The organism is Streptomyces sp. NPDC048584, from assembly GCF_043199595.1.
Lineage (GTDB): Bacteria > Actinomycetota > Actinomycetes > Streptomycetales > Streptomycetaceae > Streptomyces > Streptomyces edwardsiae.
Window position 1 is genome coordinate 105,181 of sequence record NZ_JBICWF010000008.1, and the last position, 21,094, is coordinate 126,274.

Annotated in this window: 17 protein-coding genes and 1 tRNA gene; 10 read left to right on the forward strand and 8 right to left on the reverse strand. The window is 70.8% G+C overall.

What is annotated here, in order from left to right:
* Positions 1-266 precede the first annotated feature (266 nt).
* Both ACGFR9_RS19190 and ACGFR9_RS19195 read left to right on the forward strand, forming a co-directional pair.
* Complete coding sequence (locus ACGFR9_RS19190; RefSeq protein WP_393209786.1) at positions 267-1,610, forward strand: transcriptional regulator; 1,344 nt, start codon at positions 267-269, stop codon at positions 1,608-1,610.
* Between the two features lie 71 nt (positions 1,611-1,681).
* Complete coding sequence (locus tag ACGFR9_RS19195) at positions 1,682-2,866, forward strand: serine hydrolase domain-containing protein (protein WP_393209789.1); 1,185 nt, start codon at positions 1,682-1,684, stop codon at positions 2,864-2,866.
* A gap of 152 nt (positions 2,867-3,018) precedes the next feature.
* Here the strand turns inward: ACGFR9_RS19195 and ACGFR9_RS19200 are convergent, their stop codons facing one another.
* Both ACGFR9_RS19200 and ACGFR9_RS19205 read right to left on the reverse strand, forming a co-directional pair.
* The gene (locus ACGFR9_RS19200) at positions 3,019-4,032 is read right to left on the reverse strand and encodes an SEC-C domain-containing protein (RefSeq protein WP_393209792.1); all 1,014 of its coding nucleotides are present in this window, start codon (positions 4,030-4,032) and stop codon (positions 3,019-3,021) included.
* Positions 4,033-4,137: 105 nt separating this feature from the next.
* Positions 4,138-5,556 (reverse strand): MFS transporter, encoded by a 1,419-nt coding sequence (locus tag ACGFR9_RS19205; protein ID WP_393209795.1) that lies wholly within the window; start codon positions 5,554-5,556, stop codon positions 4,138-4,140.
* A 166-nt stretch (positions 5,557-5,722) separates the two neighbouring features.
* On the opposite strand from ACGFR9_RS19205, the gene ACGFR9_RS19210 reads away from it, so the two are divergent.
* The 3 genes from ACGFR9_RS19210 (at position 5,723) to ACGFR9_RS19220 (ending at position 7,408) form a co-directional block, all read left to right on the forward strand.
* Positions 5,723-6,250 carry a winged helix-turn-helix transcriptional regulator gene (locus tag ACGFR9_RS19210; protein WP_393209798.1) on the forward strand — a complete coding sequence of 176 codons (528 nt, stop codon included), beginning with the start codon at positions 5,723-5,725 and terminating at the stop codon, positions 6,248-6,250.
* Between the two features lie 34 nt (positions 6,251-6,284).
* Positions 6,285-6,593, forward strand: a complete 309-nt coding sequence (locus tag ACGFR9_RS19215) for a DUF6412 domain-containing protein (RefSeq protein WP_393209801.1) — start codon at positions 6,285-6,287, stop codon at positions 6,591-6,593.
* Positions 6,594-6,691: 98 nt separating this feature from the next.
* Positions 6,692-7,408 (forward strand): YidC/Oxa1 family membrane protein insertase, encoded by a 717-nt coding sequence (locus ACGFR9_RS19220; RefSeq protein ID WP_393209804.1) that lies wholly within the window; start codon positions 6,692-6,694, stop codon positions 7,406-7,408.
* 139 nt (positions 7,409-7,547) lie between these two features.
* On the opposite strand, the gene ACGFR9_RS19225 is transcribed toward ACGFR9_RS19220, so the two are convergent.
* Positions 7,548-8,027, reverse strand: coding sequence for a heme-degrading domain-containing protein (locus ACGFR9_RS19225; protein WP_393209807.1), 480 nt, complete (start codon positions 8,025-8,027; stop codon positions 7,548-7,550).
* Positions 8,024-9,097: a Gfo/Idh/MocA family oxidoreductase gene (locus tag ACGFR9_RS19230; RefSeq protein ID WP_393209810.1), complete on the reverse strand. Its 1,074-nt coding sequence runs from the start codon at positions 9,095-9,097 to the stop codon at positions 8,024-8,026. Before ACGFR9_RS19230 ends, ACGFR9_RS19225 begins: the two co-directional genes overlap by 4 nt.
* A 55-nt stretch (positions 9,098-9,152) precedes the next feature.
* Here ACGFR9_RS19230 and ACGFR9_RS19235 point away from each other — a divergent pair, with 55 nt between their 5' ends.
* The gene (locus ACGFR9_RS19235) at positions 9,153-10,316 is read left to right on the forward strand and encodes an ROK family protein (protein ID WP_393209813.1); all 1,164 of its coding nucleotides are present in this window, start codon (positions 9,153-9,155) and stop codon (positions 10,314-10,316) included.
* 280 nt (positions 10,317-10,596) lie between these two features.
* On the opposite strand, the gene ACGFR9_RS19240 is transcribed toward ACGFR9_RS19235, so the two are convergent.
* On the reverse strand, positions 10,597-11,376 hold the full coding sequence (locus ACGFR9_RS19240) for an HAD-IIA family hydrolase (RefSeq protein ID WP_311645332.1): 780 nt from the start codon (positions 11,374-11,376) through the stop codon (positions 10,597-10,599).
* Between the two features lie 135 nt (positions 11,377-11,511).
* Between ACGFR9_RS19240 and ACGFR9_RS19245 the strand changes: the two genes are divergently transcribed.
* Positions 11,512-12,123 carry a sortase domain-bontaining protein gene (locus tag ACGFR9_RS19245; protein WP_393209816.1) on the forward strand — a complete coding sequence of 204 codons (612 nt, stop codon included), beginning with the start codon at positions 11,512-11,514 and terminating at the stop codon, positions 12,121-12,123.
* 387 nt (positions 12,124-12,510) lie between these two features.
* A complete protein-coding gene (locus ACGFR9_RS19250; RefSeq protein WP_393209819.1) occupies positions 12,511-13,512 on the forward strand; it encodes a glycoside hydrolase family 6 protein in 1,002 nt (333 codons plus the stop codon).
* A gap of 153 nt (positions 13,513-13,665) precedes the next feature.
* Here the strand turns inward: ACGFR9_RS19250 and ACGFR9_RS19255 are convergent, their stop codons facing one another.
* The 3 genes from ACGFR9_RS19255 to ACGFR9_RS19265 form a co-directional block, all read right to left on the reverse strand.
* Positions 13,666-15,606 (reverse strand): galactose oxidase-like domain-containing protein, encoded by a 1,941-nt coding sequence (locus ACGFR9_RS19255; protein WP_393209822.1) that lies wholly within the window; start codon positions 15,604-15,606, stop codon positions 13,666-13,668.
* Positions 15,603-17,714 (reverse strand): glycosyltransferase family 2 protein, encoded by a 2,112-nt coding sequence (locus ACGFR9_RS19260; protein WP_393209825.1) that lies wholly within the window; start codon positions 17,712-17,714, stop codon positions 15,603-15,605. The genes ACGFR9_RS19255 and ACGFR9_RS19260 overlap by 4 nt, the downstream gene beginning before the upstream one ends.
* Positions 17,715-18,178: 464 nt before the next feature.
* Positions 18,179-18,252, reverse strand: a tRNA-Lys gene (locus ACGFR9_RS19265).
* Positions 18,253-18,458: 206 nt separating this feature from the next.
* Between ACGFR9_RS19265 and ACGFR9_RS19270 the strand changes: the two genes are divergently transcribed.
* Positions 18,459-19,772: a peptidoglycan-binding protein gene (locus ACGFR9_RS19270; RefSeq protein ID WP_393209828.1), complete on the forward strand. Its 1,314-nt coding sequence runs from the start codon at positions 18,459-18,461 to the stop codon at positions 19,770-19,772.
* Positions 19,773-19,861: 89 nt separating this feature from the next.
* Positions 19,862-21,019 carry an SPFH domain-containing protein gene (locus ACGFR9_RS19275; protein WP_393209831.1) on the forward strand — a complete coding sequence of 386 codons (1,158 nt, stop codon included), beginning with the start codon at positions 19,862-19,864 and terminating at the stop codon, positions 21,017-21,019.
* Positions 21,020-21,094 lie beyond the last annotated feature (75 nt).

The following is a 21,094-nucleotide window of genomic DNA, read 5'->3' on the forward strand; positions in this document are numbered from 1 at the left end:
TGCGACGAGCAGCAGTGCTGCAGCGGCGCGCCGCTCGCGGGTATTTCGGATGCGTTGGAGAAGGGCGCCGGTGGCCCCATCCCCGACGGGGTACGGGAACGGGGCCGCCGGCCTGGGAAGCCACGAGGGCTTGTGTTCAGTCAACGGCGTTGGTCTGCAAGCCGGAACGTTTCCAGGGGGTTCCTCCTGAGGCCGCCCACGCCACGGAGGTGGACACACGGAGTAGCCTGCCGACCACGCACTGGTGGGGTGACGGGAGTGATGGCGTGCACGGTGAGCCGTTAGCAGTTCATCCGCTGAGCTTCGTTCTCCAGACGCGAGGGTGGGGGAAGGCAGAGTTCGCCCGGCTTATGCAGAAGCACGGCAGGTCGCTTGGGATCGCCCTGGCGACCAACCGGACGACTGTGTGGAAGTGGGAGCACGGGCAGGAGCCCGACGCGGACGCCCAGCGGGTTCTCGCGGACCTGCTGCGAGTGCCGTGCGAGCGGCGGCGCGCGGAAGGCTGGCCCCGGTGGCTGCCGGTCTGGGAGGTCACAGGGCTCACGGCTCCGTGGACCGAGGCCGGTACGGTCGAGACGCTGTCCGATCTGGTGGGGAGTGGCCGTTTGGATCGCCGGGGCTTCCTCACCATCACTGGAACCGCCTTGACGGGGATCGCGGCGAGCTGGGTGGACGCGCCTGCGGCCTTCGCCTCGGCGCTCAACGGCGACCAGGTCACGGACAGGATGGTCTCGGTGATCGGACAGCGCATCGGCACTCTGCGCACACTCGACGACCAGCTCGGGGGTGTCCGGCTCCTGGAGCAGGCACGCGGGGACCTCGCCCTGATCACCGGTCTCCTCAGCACCGGCCGATACACAGACAGAATCCGCCTCCGTCTGTATGCACTGGCAGCCCGGGTGGCGCACCTGACCGGGTGGATGGCCTATGACGCCGGCCTACGGTCTGCCGGGCAGCGCTACTACGTCGGCGCCCTGCGCAGCACCCGCACTGCGGGAGACGACGCCCTCGGCGCTTTTGTCCTCGCGGAGATGGGTGTACACGTTTCCGAGGCCGGACGCACTGCCGAGCGGGTCGCCCTCATCTCGACCGCCATCGACAACGCTCCCCGCTCGCTGTCGCCGTGGACTCGGTCCTTCCTCTGTCTGCACGAGGCCGAGGCATTGTCACGCGACGGCGATCATCGTAAGGCCGGATCGGCGTTGAACCGTGCGGCTTCCCTTTGGGAGCGGGACTCGGCCGGTGAAACCCCGGACTGGCTCGACTGGTTCGGCGAGGCACAGTTGAGGTCGACCGAGGGCAAGGTTCTGTTGCGCTCTGGGCAGGTGGGGCAGGCTACGGAATCTCTGGAGGCATCGGTGGCGAGCGCAGCTCCCCGGGACAGGGCCGTACGGTGCAGTCGCCTGGCCGAGGCACGGCTTGCGGGAGGTGATCTGGAGGGAGCACTGGATGCCGCGAACTACGGTGCACGGCTCCTGGAGGACAGCGTCAATTCCGTACGGGCCCTCGATCGCTTGAAGGAGTTCTCCGCTCAGCTCGAACCGCACAAGCGGGTGCCCGTTGTCCGCGAGTTCCGTGAGCGCCTGCAGGCACTGCCTGTCGTTGTTTGACAACCGTCCTCGAGGCGCCGGGAGCGTGACGCCTCGCCGGTGAGCGCGAATGAAGTGCCAGGATGAGCGGCATGACGACGATCGAGGGTGAGGTGGCGCCCGGGTTCGAGCCGGTGCGTGAGGCGTTCACAGCGAACTTCACCAGGCGCGGAGACATCGGTGCGGCGGTGTGCGTATACCTGCACGGCCGCCCGGTAGTGGATCTGTGGGGCGGATCCGCCGACCCGGAAACCGGACGTCCGTGGACGCGGGACACGCTGCAACTGGTCTACTCGGCGACCAAGGGAGTTACCGCGACCGCGGTGCACATGCTGGCCGAGCGCGGCGCACTCGATCTGGACGCGCCGGTGGCGAAGTATTGGCCGGAGTTCGCTGCGAACGGTAAGGCGGACATTCCGGTGCGCTGGCTCCTGTCCCATCAGGCAGGACTCGTCGCGCTGGATCAGCCAGTGCCGTTGAAAGAGGCGCTGGCCTGGCATCCCGTAGTGGCGGCGCTCGCCGCGCAACGCTCCCTTTGGACTCCGGGCGAGGCACACGGCTACCACGGACGTACCTGGGGCTGGCTGGTCGGAGAGGTGATCCGCCGGGTTACCGGCCGCACGCCGGGCTGCTTCGTCGCCGAAGAGATGGTGGCTCCCCTCGGTCTGGACTTCTTCATCGGCTTGCCGGCGTCGGAGCGAGGGCGGGTCAGCCGCATGGTGTACCGCCGGCCAGACGTCGACCTCACCACACTGCCTGCCGGCTCGGTGCCGGAGGAGCTTCGCGAACAGGTCGCCGCGTGGCGCGACCCTGACTCACTCAGCAACAGGGCCTACGCAGTCACCGATCCAGCCGCGATCGACTTCGGCTCACCAGATGTGCAGGCCGCGGAACTCCCGGCCTCCAACGGCATCGGTACCGCGCACGCCCTTGCACGCATGTACGCCGCACTGATCGGCGAGGTGGACGGTGTTCGCCTGCTCACCCCGGAGACCCTGAGGTCGGCCACGAAGGAGGAGGCCGCGGGGAAAGACCAGGTGATGCTGGTCGAAAGTCGTTTCAGTGCCGGTTACATGCTGCCCACCATGCCCGTCCCCATGACCGGGACCACTGCCTTCGGCCACACAGGCAGAGGCGGCTCGCTCGGCTTTGCCGATCCGGAGCACGGCATCGCCTTCGGCTATGCGATGAACCACATCATCGGAGGAGCCGGCGATGTCCGTGCAGCATCGCTTGTGGATGCCCTACGAAAGTCGCTGGATGTGAAATGGCTTTGAACGCCCAAGCCGCATGATGGGAGCGATTCTCCAGCGGCACGCTGTGTACGTGGTGCCATGCCTGGAGGACCGCTCCAATCACCGGGGAGAGCGACGGCATCCCCCGTCACCGGCGGCCGCCCGGTGCTTACCGGCGGCCGGCGTGGGCGGGGTCAGGGCTTGCCGTGGCAGTCTCCGTAGGGCCGGCCCGACTCGCACCAGCATGCCGCCGTCCGCTCCGGGGGCCATGCCGCCGCCCGGCCGCGGGCCGCGAGGGTCGTGGCGTACTGGGGGAGGAGGGCCGGGTCGGAGGGGGAGGTCAGTTCCGAGGCGGCGAAGGCCTCGTACGACGGGACCGTGCCCGTGACGATGCCGAGGTTCGGGGTGCCGGACCCGGCGAGTTCGCGCAGGGCCGCCTCTATCGAGGTCAGGTGTTCCGGGTGCGAGGGGTACTCCTCCGCCAGCGTCGGGTACGCCGACAGGAGTTCCGTCAGCTCGCTGGCCGGCCAGTGCAGCACCGCCACCGGGAACGGGCGGGACAACGCCTCCCGGAACGCGCCCAGTTCGGCGCGCAGGCGGATGATCTCCGCCTCCAGTTCCGCCGGGTTCTCCGAGCCCAGGGACCACACCCGCTTCGGGTCGTGGAGTTCGTCCAGGGTGATCGGGAGGCTGTGGACGGTGTCCGCGAGGGCGTCCCACTCGTCGTGCGCCGCGCCGAGCATCCTGCGCACGCGGTGGCGGCCGAAGAGGAGCGGGTGGGTGGTGCGCGGGGGTGCCTCGACCCCGGTCAGGAGGAGGTGGACCGCCTGCGTGAACGTCTCGTGCGCCTGCTCGAGCTCGTCGTGCGCTTCCAGGGACTCCGCGACGATGACCCAGGGGGCGGGGTCGCGGGGGGCCGTCGTGCGGATGCCGGTGATGATCGCGCGGGCCTCCGCCTCATGGCCGTACTCCCAGAGGTTCGACGCCTTGAGGGCGCGGACCAGGAACGGTTCGTCCAGTTCCCGGGAGGAGGTCAGCAGGCGGTCGTAGAGGGCGGTCGCGGTGGGGCGGTCGCCGGAGAGTTCGCGGTGGGCGGCGGCTCGCAGGAGCAGGGCCTCGGCGTCCTCGGGGTAGAGGTCGGCGGTCCGCTCCAGGCGGTCGGCTTCCGCGGTGTGGTCGACGTTTTCGGCAGGCGTGTCGGGGCGCATGGGGGACACCGTACTGCCGGTGGGTGACAAAGAAGAGACCGCAGCGGGCCACGGGGCCCGCGCGGGGCGGCCCGCGTGTCGGCGGGCCGCCCCGCGCGTCGTACGTCAGCGGCGTCCGCGCAGGCTCACGACCGACACCGCGGCCACCAGCGCCAGGACGGCCGAGACCACCATCGCGATGTCCGTGCCCCGGGCCACCCCGCCGCTCGACGACGTGGCGATCGCGATCGTCAGCGCGACGCCCGCGCAGGAGCCGATGTAGCGGAAGGTCTGCTGGGCGCCGGAGCCCATCGCCGCCCGCGCGGGGGGAACGGACTCGACGGCGAGGAGGGGGAGCGCCGCGTTGAGCAGGCCGCTGCCGACACCGGCGATGATCATGCCGGGGACGAAGCGGGCCGCGGAGCCCGAGCCGACCGCGCCGAGCATGGTGAGGACACCGGCCGCGTGCAGGGCGAAGGCGATGGCCAGCTGGACGCGGGTCGGGACGCGCCCGGCCAGACGGCGGGCCTGGAGGGCGACGGCGAAGGCGAGGCCGGCCCACAGCAGGGTCAGCCAGGCCGTGTCCAGCGTGGACATGCCGAGGGTCCGCTGGAGCACCGCCGGGAGATAGCTGAACAGGCCGATCACCGCCAGGCCCGTGAACAGACCGCCGAGGGAGGAGGCCAGGAAGTCCGGGCGGCGCAGCAGGGCCAGGTCGATCATCGGGGTGCGGGTACGGCGTTCCACCCGCGCGAACGCGGTCAGCAGCACGACCGTCGCCGTGAACAGCAGCAGCACCGGGGCGCGCAGCCAGCCGTCCCGGCCCAGGGTGAGGCCCGCGACCAGGGAGATCAGGGCCAGACCGAAGGTCATCGCTCCGGCGAGGTCGGGGCGGCCCCCGCGCGGGGAGCGCGATTCGGTGAGCGTGCGCGTGCCGAGGGCGGCGACGACGAGGGCCCCGGCGCCGAGGACGCCGTATGTCAGCCGCCAGTCCGGTATCGCCGCGGCGAGGAGCGGGCCGACCGCGATCCCGCCGGTGACGAACGCGCCCCACACCCCCGTCGCCCGCACCCTGCCCGACGCGGTGGGGAAGGCGTGCACGATCAGGCCCAGGCTGCTCGCCAGCAGTGCCGCGCTGGCCGCGCCCTGGGCGATACGGGCCAGGGTGAACAGCCAGGTGCTGGTGGCGAACGCGCCCAGCGCCGTGGTGATGCCGAGCGCGAGCGTGCCGGAGACGAAGATCCTGCGCCGGCCGTAGTCGTCGGCGAGGCTGCCGGCGACCAGGAGCAGGGCGGCCAGGCCCAGCGGGGTGCCGTTGAGCAGCCAGGCCTGGGCCGAGAGCGGGGTGCCGAGGGCGGCCGCGGTGTCGGGGAGCGTGATGATCGGCGTGGTGTACGTCATCAGCGCCACGGCTGTGGCGGCGCTGGTCAGGGCGAGGGTGGCGCCCGGGTGCGGCGGCGAGTCCCGGCGGGGGGCGGTGTCCGGTGCGCGCTCTCGTACGGCTGTGTGTTCCGCGGTCGCGGGGGAGGAGTCGGTGCCTGTCATGTCTGTCAGGGGTCCTCTGCGGATCGGTCGGCCTGCTGGGGCGAGGGGTTCTGGGTTTCCGGGGAACGAGTAGGTTCAATGAATGAACCTACCTCGACCCGACCACCGTAACATCTTCGGTTCGGTCATTGAACCAACGGCTGGGAAAGTGGTTACAGTGGACGGCATGGCACTGGGCAAGGACTACGCGACACAGGAGTGCTCGATCGCGAGCGCCCTCGAGGTCGTCGGGGAACGCTGGACGCTGCTCGTGATCCGCGACGCCTTCTACGGCGTACGGCGCTACAACGACTTCCTCGTCCACCTCGGCATCCCGCGCGCGGTGCTCTCCGCCCGCCTCCGGGCCCTGACCGAGCAGGGGATCATGGAGAAGCGCCGGTACCAGGAGTCGCCGCCGCGCGACGAGTACGTCCTCACCGACCGCGGGATCGCGCTGTGGCCCACCCTGCGGGCGCTCGGGGCGTGGGGACGCGAGCAGCTCACACAGATCCAGTTGCGCGTGTTCCGGCACGCCGACTGCGGCACCGAGCTCGGGGCGTACAACGAATGTCCGGCCTGCGGAACCATCGTGCCGGTGTCGGACGTTGAAGTGCTGCCGGGGCCCGGACTCAGCCGGGATCCGGCGGATCCGGTCAGCCGGGCGCTGCTGAAGCCGAAGCGGCTGCTGCAGCCTGTGGTGATCGATCCGGTGTGAGTTCCGGGGGCGACCAAGAGGGGGAGGGGGCCGCGTGATCCGTCAGTGGGTGGGTGCGCGCTTCGTCTTCGCCGTGCTTCCGGTCGTACTGCTTCTCCTGCCCGTCGCCGGGCTCTCCGTGGTCGATGTCGCCCTGGCCGCTACCGCTGCGGCCGGTACGGCCCTTGTGCTCTGCGCTCTTGCCGCCGCTCGGTGTGCGCCCGTTGTCGCGCCCACGCGGGTGCGTACCGCGATACGGGAGCGGGATCGGCGTACGGCCTTCCTGCCGCAGCGCGATCCCGATGCCAAGGGGCGGACGCGGCCCCGGGCGCCCGGACACGCCCTCCTGGCGACCGCCGCGTAGGGCATCTTCCTTTTCTCGTACGTTCACCGTGCCCCGCTGCGGGTCGTCATGCCGTTCTTCGTACTTCCGGCACGACGAGACCCTCGGAGGGCTCACCCATGTCCGTGTTCGCCAGCGTGGTCGGGCAACTGGCCGATCTGCTCCAGCCGTTGTTCGGTCTCTCCGCCGCAGCAGCGGCGATCGTGCTGTTCACCGCGTTCGTACGCCTTCTCGGCCACCCCCTCTCCCGGGCCGCCGCGCGTGGCCAGAAGGCCCGAGTCGCGCTCCAGCCGCGTATCGCGGAGCTGCGCCGCAAGCATGCACGCAACCCCGAGAAGCTCCAGAAGGCGGTGCTGGAACTGCACACCGAGGAGAAGGTGTCGCCGCTGTCCGGATGTCTGCCGAGCCTGCTCCAGCTGCCCGCGTTCTTCGTGCTGTACCACCTGTTCTCCAGCGAGACGATCGGCGGACGCGCCAACGAACTGCTCGCCCACCGGCTGTTCGAGGCGCCGCTCGGCGGCCGGTGGGCGGACGCGCTCGGCGACGGCGGGGTGTTCGGCGGGGCCGGGCTGGTGTACGTCGGCCTGTTCGCGGTCGTCACCGTGGTCGCCTGGTTCGGGTACCGGCTGTCCCGGCGGACGATGGCGGCTCAGCCTGTGCCGGGTGCGGGCGGTGAGGGGGAGCAGGTGCCGGGGCTGGCGGCTGTGACCAGGGTGATGCCGTTCATGTCCTTCCTCACCCTGGTCACCGTCGCCGTCATGCCGCTGGCGGCCGCGCTGTACGTGGTGACCAGTACGACGTGGAGCGTGGTGGAGCGGGCGGTGCTGTACCGGTGAGCAGGGGAGGGGCGGGAGTGTGCTTTTCGCCCCCGCCGCCCCTTCCCGTCCCTGGGGGCGCTGCCCCCAGACCCCCGTTCGCGCCCCGCGGCGGAGCGGCACGTCAGCTCAGCCCCGCGCCCCTGACGATGCGCGGTTCCTACGACAGCTTCAGGAAGCGCTCCAGGGCTTCCACCACCATGGCGTGGTCCTCCAGTTGGGGGAGGCCCGAGACCGTGACCGCGCCGATCACGCCCGCGCCCTCCACCGTGATCGGGAAGGAGCCGCCGTGGGCCGCGTACGTGTCGGGGTCCAGGCGGGAGGACGCCTCGAACGTGGTGCCCTTGGCCCGGTGGCGGGCGCCCACCAGGTAGGAGGCCGAGTTGTAGCGTTCGACCACCCGGCGCTTGCGGGCGATCCACGCGTCGTTGTCCGGGGCCGAGCCGGGGAGGGCCGCGTGGAAGAGCTGCTGGCCCGCGCGGTGGATGTCGATGGCGACCGGGGCCCGGCGTTCGCGGGCCATCTCCACCAGCAGGGAGCCGAGGGTCCAGGCGTCGTCGTGGGTGAAGCGGGGGAAGACCAGGCGGCGTTCCTGGGCTTCCAGCTCGGCCACGCTCGGGGTGGGTTCGGGGGTGGTCACAGTGTCACCGTCACCTTCTCCAGGGCCGAGCGGCGCGCGGCCTCCAGTACGTCCAGGGTGGCGGCCGCCTCCCGCGCGGTCACCGGGTTGGGGGCGCCGGCGAGGAGGGCCTTCGCCACGGCCGCGTAGTAGGCGGGGTAGTCGCCCGGGAGGGTCGGTACGGGGTTTCCGCCGCCCGTCACCGGGGATTCGCCCGCGCCGAGGCGGCCCCACAGGTCCTCCGGCTCCGTACCCCAGCCGGGGCCGGGACGCGCGCCGTCGCGCAGGGCGGCCTCCTGGGGGTCCAGGCCGTGCTTCACGTAACCGGCCTTCGAGCCCAGGACGCGGAAGCGCGGGCCCAGCTGGGCGGTGGTCGCCGAGACATAGAGGTGCGAGCGGACGCCGCTCGCGTGCGTCAGCGCGATGAACGTGTCGTCGTCCGTCCGCGCGCCGTCACGGCGGATGTCCGCCTCGGCGTAGACGGCCGTCACCGGGCCGAAGAGGACCAGCGCCTGGTCGACGACGTGGCTGCCGAGGTCGTAGAGCAGACCGCCGATCTCCGCCGGGTCGCCGGACTCCCGCCAGCCGCCCTTGAGCTGCGGGCGCCAGCGCTCGAAACGCGACTCGAAGCGGTAGACGTCGCCGAGCCCGCCCTCGTCGATCAGCTTCCGCAGGGTGAGGAAGTCGTTGTCCCAGCGGCGGTTCTGGAAGACGGAGAGAAGCAGACCGCGATCGTCCGCGAGGGCGGCCAGTTCGCGCGCCTCGGCCGCCGTCCCGGAGAGGGGCTTGTCGACGACCACCGGCAGACCGGCCTCGAGGGCGGCGGTGGCGAGCGGGACGTGCGTCCTGTTCGGGGACGCGATGACGATCAGGTCCAGTTCGCCGGCGCGGGCGAACAGCTCGTCCGGGGTCGCCGCGACGCGTACGTCCGGGAACCCGGCGCGGGCCTGCCGCTGCCGCTCGGGGTTGGAGGTGACCACCGTGTCGAGCGCGAGGCCCTCGGTCGCGGCGATCAGCGGGGCGTGGAACACGGAGCCCGCGAGGCCGTAGCCGACGAGTCCGACGCGGAGGGGAGTGCTGCTGCCAGTCATGGTCCTACTTTCGCAACGCTGTTGCCAAAGTGCAAGCAGAAGGGACAATGGGCGGGTGAACAGGACGTACGACGGTATCGGCGGGGCGCATGCGCGGGGGGTGGCACGCGGGGTGGCACGCGGGGTGAATCTGCCTGCCCTGCGGAGCCACAACGCCGCGCTCGTGCTCGAGCTGCTGCGGACCGCGGGGGCGGAGGGGATCAGCCGGCTGGAGCTCGCCGAGCGGACCGGGCTCACTCCGCAGGCGGTCAGCAAGATCACCGCCCGGCTGCGGGAGGACGGGCTCGCGGCGGAGGCGGGGCGGCGGGCGTCCACGGGGGGCAAGCCGCGGACCGTGCTGCGGCTGGTGCCGGAGGCGGGGCATGCGGTGGGGGTGCATCTGGACCGGGACGCGGTGCGGGTGGTCGTCGTCGACCTCGACGGGTGTGTGGTGGGGGAGCGACGGTCGGCGCTGGGGCTCGGGGCGGGGGCCGAGGCGGTCGTGGACGGGGTGGTGAACGTGCTTCGGAGGCTGGCGGCGGAGACGCTGCGGGCGCCGGGGGGCGTGCCGGCCCCGGCCCCCACTCTGCTCGGTCTCGGCGTCGCCCTGCCGGGGCCGCTTGATCATGCGCGGGGGGTGTTGCACCGGGTCACCGGGTTTCCGGGGTGGGACGGGTTTCCGCTGCGGGAGGCGTTGGAGGGGCGGCTCGGTGTGCCTGTCGTGGTGGACAAGGACACGAACGCGGCGGCGCTGGGGCTCGCGGTGCGGGGGGAGGGGGGTTCGGGGGGTTCCTTTGCCTATCTGCACCTTGGTACGGGGCTGGGGGCCGGGCTGGTGATCGGGGGGAGCGTGCATCGAGGGGTGCGGACGGGGGCGGGGGAGTTCGGGCATCAGGTGATTCAGCTGGACGGGCCGGTCTGCACCTGTGGTGGGCGGGGGTGCGTGGAGGCGTTGTGCCTAGCCGCTGTTGCTCGGGGGGAGCTTGGGGAGGCGGCGCGGGTGCTGGGGGCGGGGGCGGGGAATTTGGTGGGGCTGCTGGATATCGACCTGGTTCTGCTGGGTGGTCGTACGGTCGCCGGGGCGGCGTCGGTGTTCGTGGGTGGGGTGACGGCTGTCCTTGAGGACCGCGCTCGGCGGACGGGGGATGCGGTGGTGCCGGTGCGGGTTGCCGCGGGCGGGGTCGCGGAGGGGGCGGCTCAGCTGGTGCTGGCGCCGGTGTTCGGGCGGGGGGATGGGTAGGGGCGGGTGTTGTCGCGCCCGCCCGTGCGGGTGGGGTTGGGCGGTGGCCCGGTGTTGCTGCTGAGCGGGGGGTGTTCGCGCGGCCCGGCGCTTGCGGGGTGCCGTCGCGCCCGCCCGTGCGGCGGGGGTGGGCGGTGGCCCGGTGTTGGGGGCTGGGCGGGGGGTGTTCGCGCGGCCCGGCGCTTGCGGGGTGCCGTCGCGCCCACCCGTGCCGCCCTGCGGCACGATTGCCCGCGGATTGCGGATTGCGGATTGCGGATTGCGGGTGGGCGGAGGGGGGTCAGATCAGGTCGACCAGGTCTGCGATGGAGTTCACGACCCTGGTGGGGCGGTAGGGGTACTGGTTGATGTCCGCCTCCGTTGTGAGGCCGGTCAGGACCAGGAACGTCTCCATTCCTGCCTCCAGGCCCGCCAGGACGTCCGTGTCCATCCGGTCGCCGATCATGGCGCTGGACTCGGAGTGGGCGCCGATGACGTTCAGGCCCGTGCGCATCATCAGGGGGTTCGGCTTGCCGACGAAGTACGGGTCCTTGCCCGTGGCCTTCGTGATCAGGGCGGCGACGGAACCCGTCGCGGGCAGCGCGCCCTCAGGGGAGGGCCCGGTGTTGTCCGGGTTGGTGGCGATGAAGCGGGCGCCCGCGTTGATCAGGCGGATGGCCTTCGTCAGCGCCTCGAACGAGTACGTACGCGTCTCACCAAGGATCACGAAATCGGGATCGGCGTCGGTCATGACGTAGCCCGCGTCGTGCAGGGCCGTCGTCAGGCCGGCCTCGCCGATGACGTACGCGGTGCCGCCGGGGTGCTGGGTGTCCAGGAACTTCGCCGTGGCCAGCGCGGACGTCCAGATGTTCTCGACCGGCACCTCGAGGCCGATCCGGTTGAGGCGTGCGTGCAGGTCACGGGCCGTGTAGATCGAGTTGTTCGTCAGGACCAGGAACGGCCGCCCCGAGTCACGCAGCTTCTTGATGAAGGCGTCCGCGCCGGGTACCGGGACACCTTCGTGCATCAGTACCCCGTCCATGTCGGTGAGCCATGATTCGATGGGCTTGCGCTCAGTCATGGGTGCTGACTCCTGCCGTACGTGGGCCATGGGACGCCTCATGCTATGCATTCACCCGTACGGAGTAATCCCCGCACCTGCGAGGATGCGGCGCCGGGGCAGCCGCGGGACTCTCCAGATGTCTGGAGGTTCACGATGGGTTCCCCCTTCAACACACTCCGTACCGGCTTCCGGTCCGGCGTCGGACGTCTCCTCGCCGGTGTGGTCTGGGTGGTCCTGCTGCTCGGCCTGTGGCTGTGGGGCGGCGCACGGGCCGACGTACCCGCCGGGCTGTCCGGTACCGCGACCGGCGACATGGCGGCGGCCGGACGGCCGCCCAAGGTCGAGCTGCCGCCCGCGCACGACCCGTTGCCCGCCGCGGTACCGCGGCGCCTCGGCATCCCCGTCCTCGACATCGACCTGCCGGTGGCCGACACCGAGCGCGCGAAGCCGGACATGGTCGCCTGGTTCGCGGACGGGGTGACACCGGGCGAGTCCGGCATCGCGCTGATGGTGGCACCCGTCGCCCTTCCGCGCATGGAGACCCTCCAGCCCGGCCGCACCCTCCGGGTGGAGCGCGACGGCGACCGGACCGCCGAGTTCACCGTCGAGGACGTCCAGGTCGTCGCCCCCAGCGAACGGCCCGACGCCCAGCGGGCCCGCGCGTCACGTCGTGCCGAACTCCGGCTGATCGCCTGTGCCGACGACGCCTGCACGGGCGGCGTGCTCGTCTCGGCGTACCTCACCGGAGACGCCAGGACCCCCTGATCCCCGCCTGACCGACCGCGCGGGGTCCGGGCCGCGGGAGTGATCCGGTGACCGGCACGAGAGACGGAGACGGCCCGGTGGCGCGCACGGCTCGGGAGCGGAACCCGGTGGCGCGCACGGCTCGGGAGCGGAACCCGGTGGCGCGCACGGCTCGGGAGCGGAACCCGGTGGCGCGCACGACTCCGGAGCGAGAGCCGGGCCGGGAGCGGAGGTCGAATAACGCCAAGTTCCGCACCGGTCGCGGCCCGTGATCGCCGCAGGTCGCTCCGTGTCGGGCTCGCTGTGACCGCCTGTGGACAAGGGCCGGTTCGGCCTCGTGGGCCTCGCGGGACGTATGTCAGGATTGGGGCTCGGAGCACATGGAACAAGTGCGCCCAAGGGGGCTTGATGTACGGCAACAGGGGGGTCGGGGCGTCCGCGGCGGTGCTGGGGGCGGCGCTGCTGATGACCGGGTGTTCGTCCTCGGACGACAAGGGGAGCGGGGACGCGGGCGCGGGGATCACCCAACAGCCCAAGGGCGCCGACCCGTTCTGGGTCAACCCGGACGGCACCGCGGCTCGGCAGGTCGTGGCGCTGGAGAAGGACGGCAAGAAGGCGGAGGCCGACCACATCCGCCGGATCGCCGAGCAGCCCGTCGCCGAGTGGATCAGCCCGGAGAACCCGGAGGAGCAGGCCCGCGGTTTCACCGAGGGCGCCAAGGCGGCCGACCGGACCGCGCTGCTGGTGCTCTACAACATCCCGCACCGCGACTGTGACCAGTACTCGCGCGGCGGCGCCGCCGACGGCGACGCCTACCGCGACTTCGTGGACGGTGTCGCCAAGGGCATCGGGGACCGCGCGGCGACCGTGATCCTCGAACCCGACGCGGTACTCCACCTGGTGGACGGCTGCACGCCGGACGAGTTCCACGAGGAGCGCTACGACCTCCTCAAGGGCGCCATCGCCCAGCTGAAGGGCCTGAAGAACACCAAGGTCTACCTGGACGCGGGCAACGCGGGCTGGGGTGAGCCCGACCAGATCCACGAGCCCCTCAAGTGGGCCGGCGTCGACCAGGCCGACGGATTCTCGGTGAACGTCTCGAACTACTACTCCACCGAGGACTCCATCGCCTACGGCAAGCGGCTCTCCGCCAAGATCGGCGACAAGCACTTCGTCATCGACACCAGCCGTAACGGCAACGGCCCCTACACCGACGGCAACCCGGACGAGCGCTGGTGCAACCCCCCGGGCCGAGCCCTGGGGGAAACCCCGACCACGAAGACCGCCGACCCCCTGGTCGACGCCTACCTGTGGGTGAAACGCCCAGGTGAGTCGGACGGCGAATGCAAGGGCGGCCCCAAGGCGGGCGACTGGTGGCCCCAGTACGCCCTGAAGCTGGCCCAGGGGTAGCCCCGAAACCCGCGCAGGGGTTGGGGCAACCACCCGACAGGGCTGGGGGACAGCGCCCCTTGAGGGGCGCGGGGCTGTGACATGTGCGGCTACCGCCGCGCGGGCGCGACAAGCCACAGCGCGCCCGCGCCCACAACACAACCAGCGGAAGCGCTACGGCACCTGAACCCACTGTGCCTTACTGGGCACACCCGAACCATCGTTCACGAACAGCATGTACCACCCGGACTGGACCAGGTTCCTGTTCTTGGGCACCGTCACGGTGATCTCGTTCCCCTCCGCCTCGAAGTCCAGGGCGATGGACCGCTGATCCACGTCGGTGACATGCGTGGACGCGCTGGGCCGGATCAACCGCACGCTCTCCACCGAGGCCGCGTCCGCCGACGTGAACGTCGCCGACCCGCCCCGCTCGACGGTTTTGGGCCCGCCCGACAGCTCGGGCTGGCCCTCGTCCCCGTACAGATACGGCGGCGTGTAGATCTCGATCCGCTGCTCGAACTCCCCCGGCTTCGTGTTCGCCTTGTCCGCGTACAGGGAGTCGGAGCCGAAGAACATCAGGCGCCCGTCGGGCAGCAGGATCGACCCGGAGTGGTAGTTGCGGCCCACCAGTGGATCGGCGACCCGCTTGAACTCGTTCTTCTCCGTGTCGTAGATCCGCGCCTCGAGGATGTTGGAGTCGCCGCGGCCGCGGTAGCCCTCGGAGCCGCCGGAGACGAGCACGTCGTCGTTGGGCAGGACCGAGGCCTGAGGATAGCGCGTGCCCTTGTCCATGGACGGCCCGTCGGTGAACTCCGGGTCGTCGGCCTTGAGATCGACGATCCGGGTCTTCTCGCTGGCCTTCTCCGACTCGCCGACCCCGCCCCCGCCGATCACCATGTACTTCTCGTCCTGCGCGGGCGGCAGCAGCACCGTGCCGGACGTCTCCATCAGGTCCGCGTCGCTCAGCCCGGGGACCTTGGTGAACCGGTTGGTCTCCACGTCCCAGACACCCGGGTCGCGGCCCACGTCGTCCGGCCCGTAACCCGCGTTGGAACCCGAGTAGAAGACCTTGCCGTTCTGCATCAGGAACAGCGCCGGGTACGTCGGGAACTGGCGGACCTTGTCGGTGTAGGTCCACTCCTTGGTCTCGGGGTCGTAGATCTCGTTCTTGCCCGGGACCAGCTGGCCGATGTCGTCGAGGCCGGAGACGCTGAGGATCTTCCCGTCGCTCAGGGTGGTGAGCGTCGGGTACCAGCGGGCCTCGTTCATCGGGTCGACCTTGATGTACTTCTCGGCGACCGGGTCGAACTCGTAGGCGTCCCGGATGCCCTGGAAGTCCTTCTTGTCCAGGGCGAGTTTCTCCGCGATGCCGTACGTGTTGCGGCCCTCGGCGCCGCTCAGACCCTGCACCTTGTAGTTGTCCTGGGTGCCGGTCTCGTACTCGGCGCCCTCCTTCTGCGCCTCGACGTAGATACGGCCGACGCCCGCGCTGTTGCCGAGGTACTCGCCGCTGACCGGGTCGTACTCCTTCTTGGCGCGCGGTACGAGCACCGGGTCCTTCGAGACGAAGGTCTTGCCGTTCTCCTTGCCGGTGAACCTGGTGCCGGCCGGGAGCGTGATCGGCTTGTCCGGGTTCTCGTTGTGGACGAGCATCAGGCCGCCGGCCTTCTTCACGTCACCCTTGAGCTTCTCGTACCGCTTGGTGCCGCCCGCGATCAGCAGATTGCCGTTGGCGAGCTGCGTGTGCCCGGTGCAGAACAGGTCCGTGGGCGTCGGCACCTTCTTGATGGTCCCCTTGACCGGGTCCCAGATCCGGGTGTCGTACTTCTTCGCGTCGAAGTTGTCCTGGTCGTTGCCCGACCCGGCGACGAGCAGCACCTTGCCGGTGCGCAGCAGCGCGGCGTGAATGGTGTTCTGCCGGTACTCATCGGGGAACTCGACGATCTCCCACTTGCCGTTCGCGGCCTTGTACTCCGGCTGATCGATCTTGTACTGGTGATACTTCTCGGTGCTGAAGCGGTACAGCCACGGCCCGTTCATTCCGGCCAGCGCCAGCGCCACCGCCGTGCCTATCGCGACCCGACGGGCTCGACGGCGGCCTGCACGGTCCTTCATTCCTTACGTCCCCCAAGTCCACCAAGGGCGATCTGCATGGTCTGGTCGTCGCCGGGGTTGCCGCCCCCGGGTCCGCCCGGGCCTTCGGGGCCCCCTGTTCCGCCCGGCGCGCCGTGCGAACCGGCCCACTGGGGGCGGGTCTGCGACTGTTGCGGGGCGTACTGCTGCTGCGGCATCCGCGGCGGCAGCTGCCGTGTCCGGTCGTCCTGCGCCGGCGGCAGCTGCTGTGTCCGGTCGTCCTGTGCCGGCGGCTGCTGTGTCCGCGGTTCCCGCTCGGCGGCCGGCCGGCCGCCCGCGGCGTGGGCGCCGGTCTTCCTGCGGTCCTGCCGCATGCCGTGCCGCCAGGCGAACATCGGCGCGGCGGTGATGAGGAGGGCGAAGGTCGCCCAGATCACCATCGCCGGGTGCGAGTGCCCGTAGACGAAGCCCGCGGTGATCGAACCGGCGAAGATCAGAATGAAGTACCAGTGGTACCGGAAGGTGCCGAACCAGGTGTCGGGGCTGGCCGAGTCGCCCTTCGGGGTGACGACGAACTTGCTCTTCCTGCGCAGGACGGAGTCGATCAGCGCCTTCGCGTACAGCGGCGCCGACAGCGCGGACATCACCATGCCGGCCACACCGCCGGAGCCCTCCGGCTCGTGCGGCGACACGTTGTGCCGGCGGTTCCAGACGTACAGGCCGATCTGCAGAGCGGAGGCGTTGCCGTAGAGCATCAGCCAGATGGTGGGGTCGATGTTCACACCCGAGGCGCCCAGCCCCAGGAACAGCGCACAACTGAGCGCCGCCAGGATCCAGTTCAGGGCCGACATCGGATAGAAGATGATCATCATCGTGTAGTTGAAGAGCTTGCTCGGCGGCAGCGAGTAGAAGCCCTTCCAGTACTGCCCGATGATCGTCTCGTACGTACCGCGCGACCAGCGCATCTGCTGGGTGAAGAAGTCGGTCCAGGCGTTGGGGCCCTCACCGACGGCGAGCACGTCCGGGGTGTAGACCGAGCGCCACTTCTTCCCCGTCTCCGGGTTCCTGTGGCGGTGCATCTCGAAGCCGGTCGCCATGTCCTCGGTGATCGAGTCGTACAGACCGCCGATCTGCTTGAGCGCCTTGATGCGTACGGCGTTGGAGGTGCCCACGAACATCGGTGAGCCGTAGCGGTTGCCGGCCCGCTGGATCAGCGCGTGGAAGAGGAACTGCTGGGACTCGGCGGCCTTGGTGACGAAGTTGTCGTAGTTGCCGTACACCTGGGGGCCGATGACGAAGCCGACGTCCGGGTCGCGGAAGAAGCCGAGCATCCGCTCCAGGTAGTTGGGCAGCGGCACATGGTCGGTGTCGACGGAGGCGAAGTACTCGTAGTGGTCGCCGTGCGCGTCCAGCCAGGCGTTGTAGTTTCCGTGCTTGGTCTTCGCGCGGTGCGCGCCCTTCTTCTGGTTCCACTTCGCGACGCCCTTGCGGGAGAAGTGGTGCACACCGAGGCGGGCGCAGACCTGCTTCACCTCGGGGTCGTCGCCCTCGTCGAGCAGCCAGACGTGCATCAGGCCCCGGTGACGGATCTTCACGGCCGCCTCCAGGGTCTTCGTCACCATCTCCAGCGGCTCCTTGCCGGGCACGAAGGAGGTGAGGAAGGCGACCCGGGTGCCGGTCTCCGGCACCACCGGGACGGGGTCGCGGGCGACCAGGGTGGCGTGTGCGTTCGACAGCACGTTCATGCAGCGGAAGAACTCGATCAGACCGATCGAGACGAGCATCACGATGTCGAGGGCCGGCAGCCACTCGAACTCGACGTAGTCCCGCTCGGTCCAGTGCGACGGCTGCAGCAGCCAGAACAGCAGCACCAGCGACAGCACCGGGGCGGCGGCCAGCATCAGCCCGATCCGGATACGGTGCGGCTCCTGCCCGATCAGCGAGCGGTACTGCACCTTGTACGGCTTGTCCGGATCGGGCTGGGTGAGAGGGCCCGAGAGCCGGCTGTAGTGCTCGTAGTCGTACTTCGGCAGCGCCGTCCTGATCCGGCGGAACGTCCCCGTGTTCCAGTTCCGGTGGCCTGGCACCCGGAGCTGGGTGGTCTGGGACGGGTCGTCGTCCCGCTGGGCGCCCGTCGGCGTCGACGTCATGAGTAATCCCCCCAACACACGGCGGCCACCGCGTGTTTCGTCGCTTCTTTACGTGCGCTCGGCCCCCTCGACCGCCACAGACGTGTCAGTGGTCGACCACAGTCACCACGCCACCCACACCTTATAGACACGGCGCGGCGCTGTTCCGGTTGCATGATGCCCGCCCCGGCACCGCCCCAGGAAAGCGGGACCCCCCCTCCCGCATCATCAGTAACCGGTTTCTTGCCCGCCAACCACCATGAAGAATCCGGAACTCGAAGAATCCGGGTCCTACGGTGCTCATCGTGGTCGCACGCTGCGAAACACGGTGTTGTCCGGGCATACGGGTCCATGGTGAACAGGGGCGGAGGTCGCTGGGGGCCGCTGGTGCATACGTGCGCCGAGGGCGTCGCGTTCATCGGGCGCGCGGCTCTCCGGCCGAAAACCGACGGGCCCCCCGCTTGCGCGAGGAGCCCGTCCGTCGGTGCGCCGCCAGGGACTCGAACCCCGGACCCGCTGATTAAGAGTCAGCTGCTCTAACCAACTGAGCTAGCGGCGCGCGCTGACGGCGTCACTCTACAGGACCCCGGAGGGTGCTCCCGGCCCCGGCCCGCCCGGCCACCGTCCGGGCCACGTGTCCGGTACGGGCCGGGTTCATCGCCGTACATCATTCGGACCGTCAACATGCGTGCGCGGAGGACAGTTGTGAGAATGACCTTCGTGCACGCACGTGGTGAATTCGATCGGGAGTGTGAGGGGAATCGCATGGAGTCTCCGGTGTTCGAGGAGATCGAACCGGCGGACGACTGCGACTGCCCCGGCTGCGCGCATTGGCGGAATGTTCTGCCGCATTCCCGCACCGGCCGCTTCCCCGGCCATCCGGCCCGGCATCGGACTGCCGTCGTCGTGGCCGCCGTCACCTCGGCCGCGATCGGTGCCACCGCGGCCCCGGTGATCGCCGCACCGCATGCCGAGCAGCCCGCCGGTCCGGACGTTCTCGCAGGTGAGGATCCCGGAACTCCGCAGGGGGTACGGGCTCCGCTGTACGGCCCCGGTGGCCAGGCGGGTCCGCCCGCGAGCCCGGAGCCGTCCGCGCGGGTGCCCGCGATCACCCGCGCGGACATCATCGAGCGGGCCAGGAGCTGGGTCACCCGGAAGGTCCCGTACGGGGTGAGCTCGTACGGCTCCGACGGTTACCGGCAGGACTGTTCGGGTTATGTCTCGATGGCCTGGCGGCTGCCCGGGAACGAATGGACGGGCAGCCTCGGCGCATACGCCGAGAGAATCACCAAGGACGAACTCCAGCCGGGTGACATGCTGCTCCATCACAATGCGGCCGACCCGTACGGCGGATCCCATGTGGTCCTTTTCGGTGGCTGGGCGAACACCGCCCGATCGAAGTACGTCGCCTATGAACAGACCGTTCCGCACACCCGCCGCAAGACGACTCCTTACGCCTACTGGAACAACTCGGCGCGCTATGTCCCGTACCGCTACAAGGGGGTGAGCGACGGTGCGGCCGGCGCGGGGGCTTCCGTCGCGACGGGCCGGATCCCGTTCCCCGGCGTGGCCTATTTCGGCCCCGGCGCGGACAACACCTACGTCGCCGAACTGGGCCGGATGCTCGCCGCGCGCGGCGCCGGACACCTCTACCCCGCCGCCCCCGGACCGCGGTGGACGGACGCCGACCGCAGGGCGACCCGGGCGTTCCAGGAGGCTCAGGGGTGGCGGGGAGCGGCGGCGGACGGTCTGCCGGGGCCGTTGACCTGGGAACTGCTCATGACCGGCGGAGGCAGGGACGTCCAAAGCGGAGGTTCCGCTTCCGCCCCGGACGGTGTGCCGGGCTATCCCGGACGGGCGCTGCTGCGCCCCGGCGCCGTCAACGACCATGTCACGCGGCTCGGGAGGCAGCTGGTGCGGAAGGGGTTCGGCCGGTACTACACGAAGGGCCCGGGACCCCGCTGGACCGAGGCGGACCGCCGCAATGTGGAGGCCTTCCAGCGGGCCCAGGGCTGGCGCGGGGGAGCGGCGGACGGCTTCCCCGGCCCGGAGACCTGGAGGCGGCTCTTCCTCACCTGATCCACTCGGGCGTGCGGCGTCCCCCGACGCCCACGCCCTCCCTCGAAGTGACCGGTGTGACGCAGCCGGCGCGGAGGCTGGAGGCACGCATGACCACGACGGCATCGCCCGTCCCCGGGGACATCCCCGAGAACGTTCCCGACCACATCCCCGAACCGGGCGGTCCGGTGGACGCCGGCCCGCCGGACCCGGTGGCGGCGGCCGCCCGGCCGGTCCGGCTGATCCACACCGAGGCCACCACCGAGATCCCCGTCCATCTGCTGTTCCGCGACGCCCCCGAACCGGCGCCGGTACGGCTGAGCCCGGCCGTCGTCACCCGCCGCCCCGACGAGAGCGGCCGGAACACGGCGGAACGCCCCCGCCCGCCCGCCGTCCCCCGGATCGACCCCGAGCTGGTGGAGCGCCCCGCCCGGGTGCTGCCCGGCCTCGCGGGGGTGCTCGCCGGAATGTGCGGGGCGGCCGGCTGCGTCGCCACCTCGTGGTGGGCGGGCGTACTGCCCTCGCCGCTGCCCGGGACATTCGGTCCGGCGGGGCTCGGTCCCGCGCGGTGGGCGGCGTACGCCGGGGCCGGGGCGCTCGCGCTGTTCGGGTTCGGCGGGCTGGCCCGGGGGCGGACCGGGCGGGCCTGGGTGCTCGGCCTGTTCGGCCGTTACCGGGGCACGGTCCGGCGCACCGGACTGCTGTGGGTGAACCCGCTGCTGCTGCGCCGCCGGGTCGATGTACGGCTGCGGCACTGGCGCGGGGAGCCGATGCGGGCGGCCGACCGGAGCGGGGTGGCGCTGCGGGTGAGCGTCCTCGTGGTGTGGCGGGTGCGGGACACCGCGCGGGCGACGCTGAGTGTCGAGGACCACGAGGCGTATCTGCGCGCGTGCGTCGAGGCGGCGCTGGTACGGGTGCCGGTGGCGGCACCGGGCGCGGGCAAGGGCGCGGTGGACGCGGCGCAGGACGCGCTGACCCGGCTGGTGGCGGCGGACACCGCGCCGGTGGGGGTGGAGGTGTTCGCGGTGCGGCCGGTCCGGGTGGAGTACGCGCCCGAGGTGGCCGCCGCGATGCACCGGCGCCGGATCGCCGCGCTGGACGCCCAGCACCGGGCGAGCGTGCTGGGCTCGGTCGTGGATTCCGTGGAGGACACGGTCACCCGGCTGACCATGCGGGGGCTGGTGGAGCTGGACGACTACGAACGCAAGGTGCTGGTGAAGGATCTGACGGTGGCGTTCTGTGCGGGACGGACCGAGGCGGGTCCGTGAACAGCCGGGGAACAGGCCCTGTTATTGGTATGGACATGTTCAACGGACGGCAATAATCTGAACTTGGTCTAGACC

What these genes read in the sequence shown, in the direction of transcription:
- ACGFR9_RS19195 (WP_393209789.1), top strand. Translation starts at nt 1,682, where the DNA reads ATGACGACGATCGAGGGTGAGGTGGCGCCCGGGTTCGAGCCGGTGCGT.
- ACGFR9_RS19200 (WP_393209792.1), bottom strand. Translation starts at nt 4,032, where the DNA reads ATGCGCCCCGACACGCCTGCCGAAAACGTCGACCACACCGCGGAAGCC.
- ACGFR9_RS19205 (WP_393209795.1), bottom strand. Translation starts at nt 5,556, where the DNA reads ATGACAGGCACCGACTCCTCCCCCGCGACCGCGGAACACACAGCCGTA.
- ACGFR9_RS19210 (WP_393209798.1), top strand. Translation starts at nt 5,723, where the DNA reads ATGGCACTGGGCAAGGACTACGCGACACAGGAGTGCTCGATCGCGAGC.
- ACGFR9_RS19220 (WP_393209804.1), top strand. Translation starts at nt 6,692, where the DNA reads ATGTCCGTGTTCGCCAGCGTGGTCGGGCAACTGGCCGATCTGCTCCAG.
- ACGFR9_RS19230 (WP_393209810.1), bottom strand. Translation starts at nt 9,097, where the DNA reads ATGACTGGCAGCAGCACTCCCCTCCGCGTCGGACTCGTCGGCTACGGC.
- ACGFR9_RS19240 (WP_311645332.1), bottom strand. Translation starts at nt 11,376, where the DNA reads ATGACTGAGCGCAAGCCCATCGAATCATGGCTCACCGACATGGACGGG.
- ACGFR9_RS19245 (WP_393209816.1), top strand. Translation starts at nt 11,512, where the DNA reads ATGGGTTCCCCCTTCAACACACTCCGTACCGGCTTCCGGTCCGGCGTC.
- ACGFR9_RS19250 (WP_393209819.1), top strand. Translation starts at nt 12,511, where the DNA reads ATGTACGGCAACAGGGGGGTCGGGGCGTCCGCGGCGGTGCTGGGGGCG.
- ACGFR9_RS19255 (WP_393209822.1), bottom strand. Translation starts at nt 15,606, where the DNA reads ATGAAGGACCGTGCAGGCCGCCGTCGAGCCCGTCGGGTCGCGATAGGC.
- ACGFR9_RS19260 (WP_393209825.1), bottom strand. Translation starts at nt 17,714, where the DNA reads ATGACGTCGACGCCGACGGGCGCCCAGCGGGACGACGACCCGTCCCAG.
- ACGFR9_RS19270 (WP_393209828.1), top strand. Translation starts at nt 18,459, where the DNA reads ATGGAGTCTCCGGTGTTCGAGGAGATCGAACCGGCGGACGACTGCGAC.
- ACGFR9_RS19275 (WP_393209831.1), top strand. Translation starts at nt 19,862, where the DNA reads ATGACCACGACGGCATCGCCCGTCCCCGGGGACATCCCCGAGAACGTT.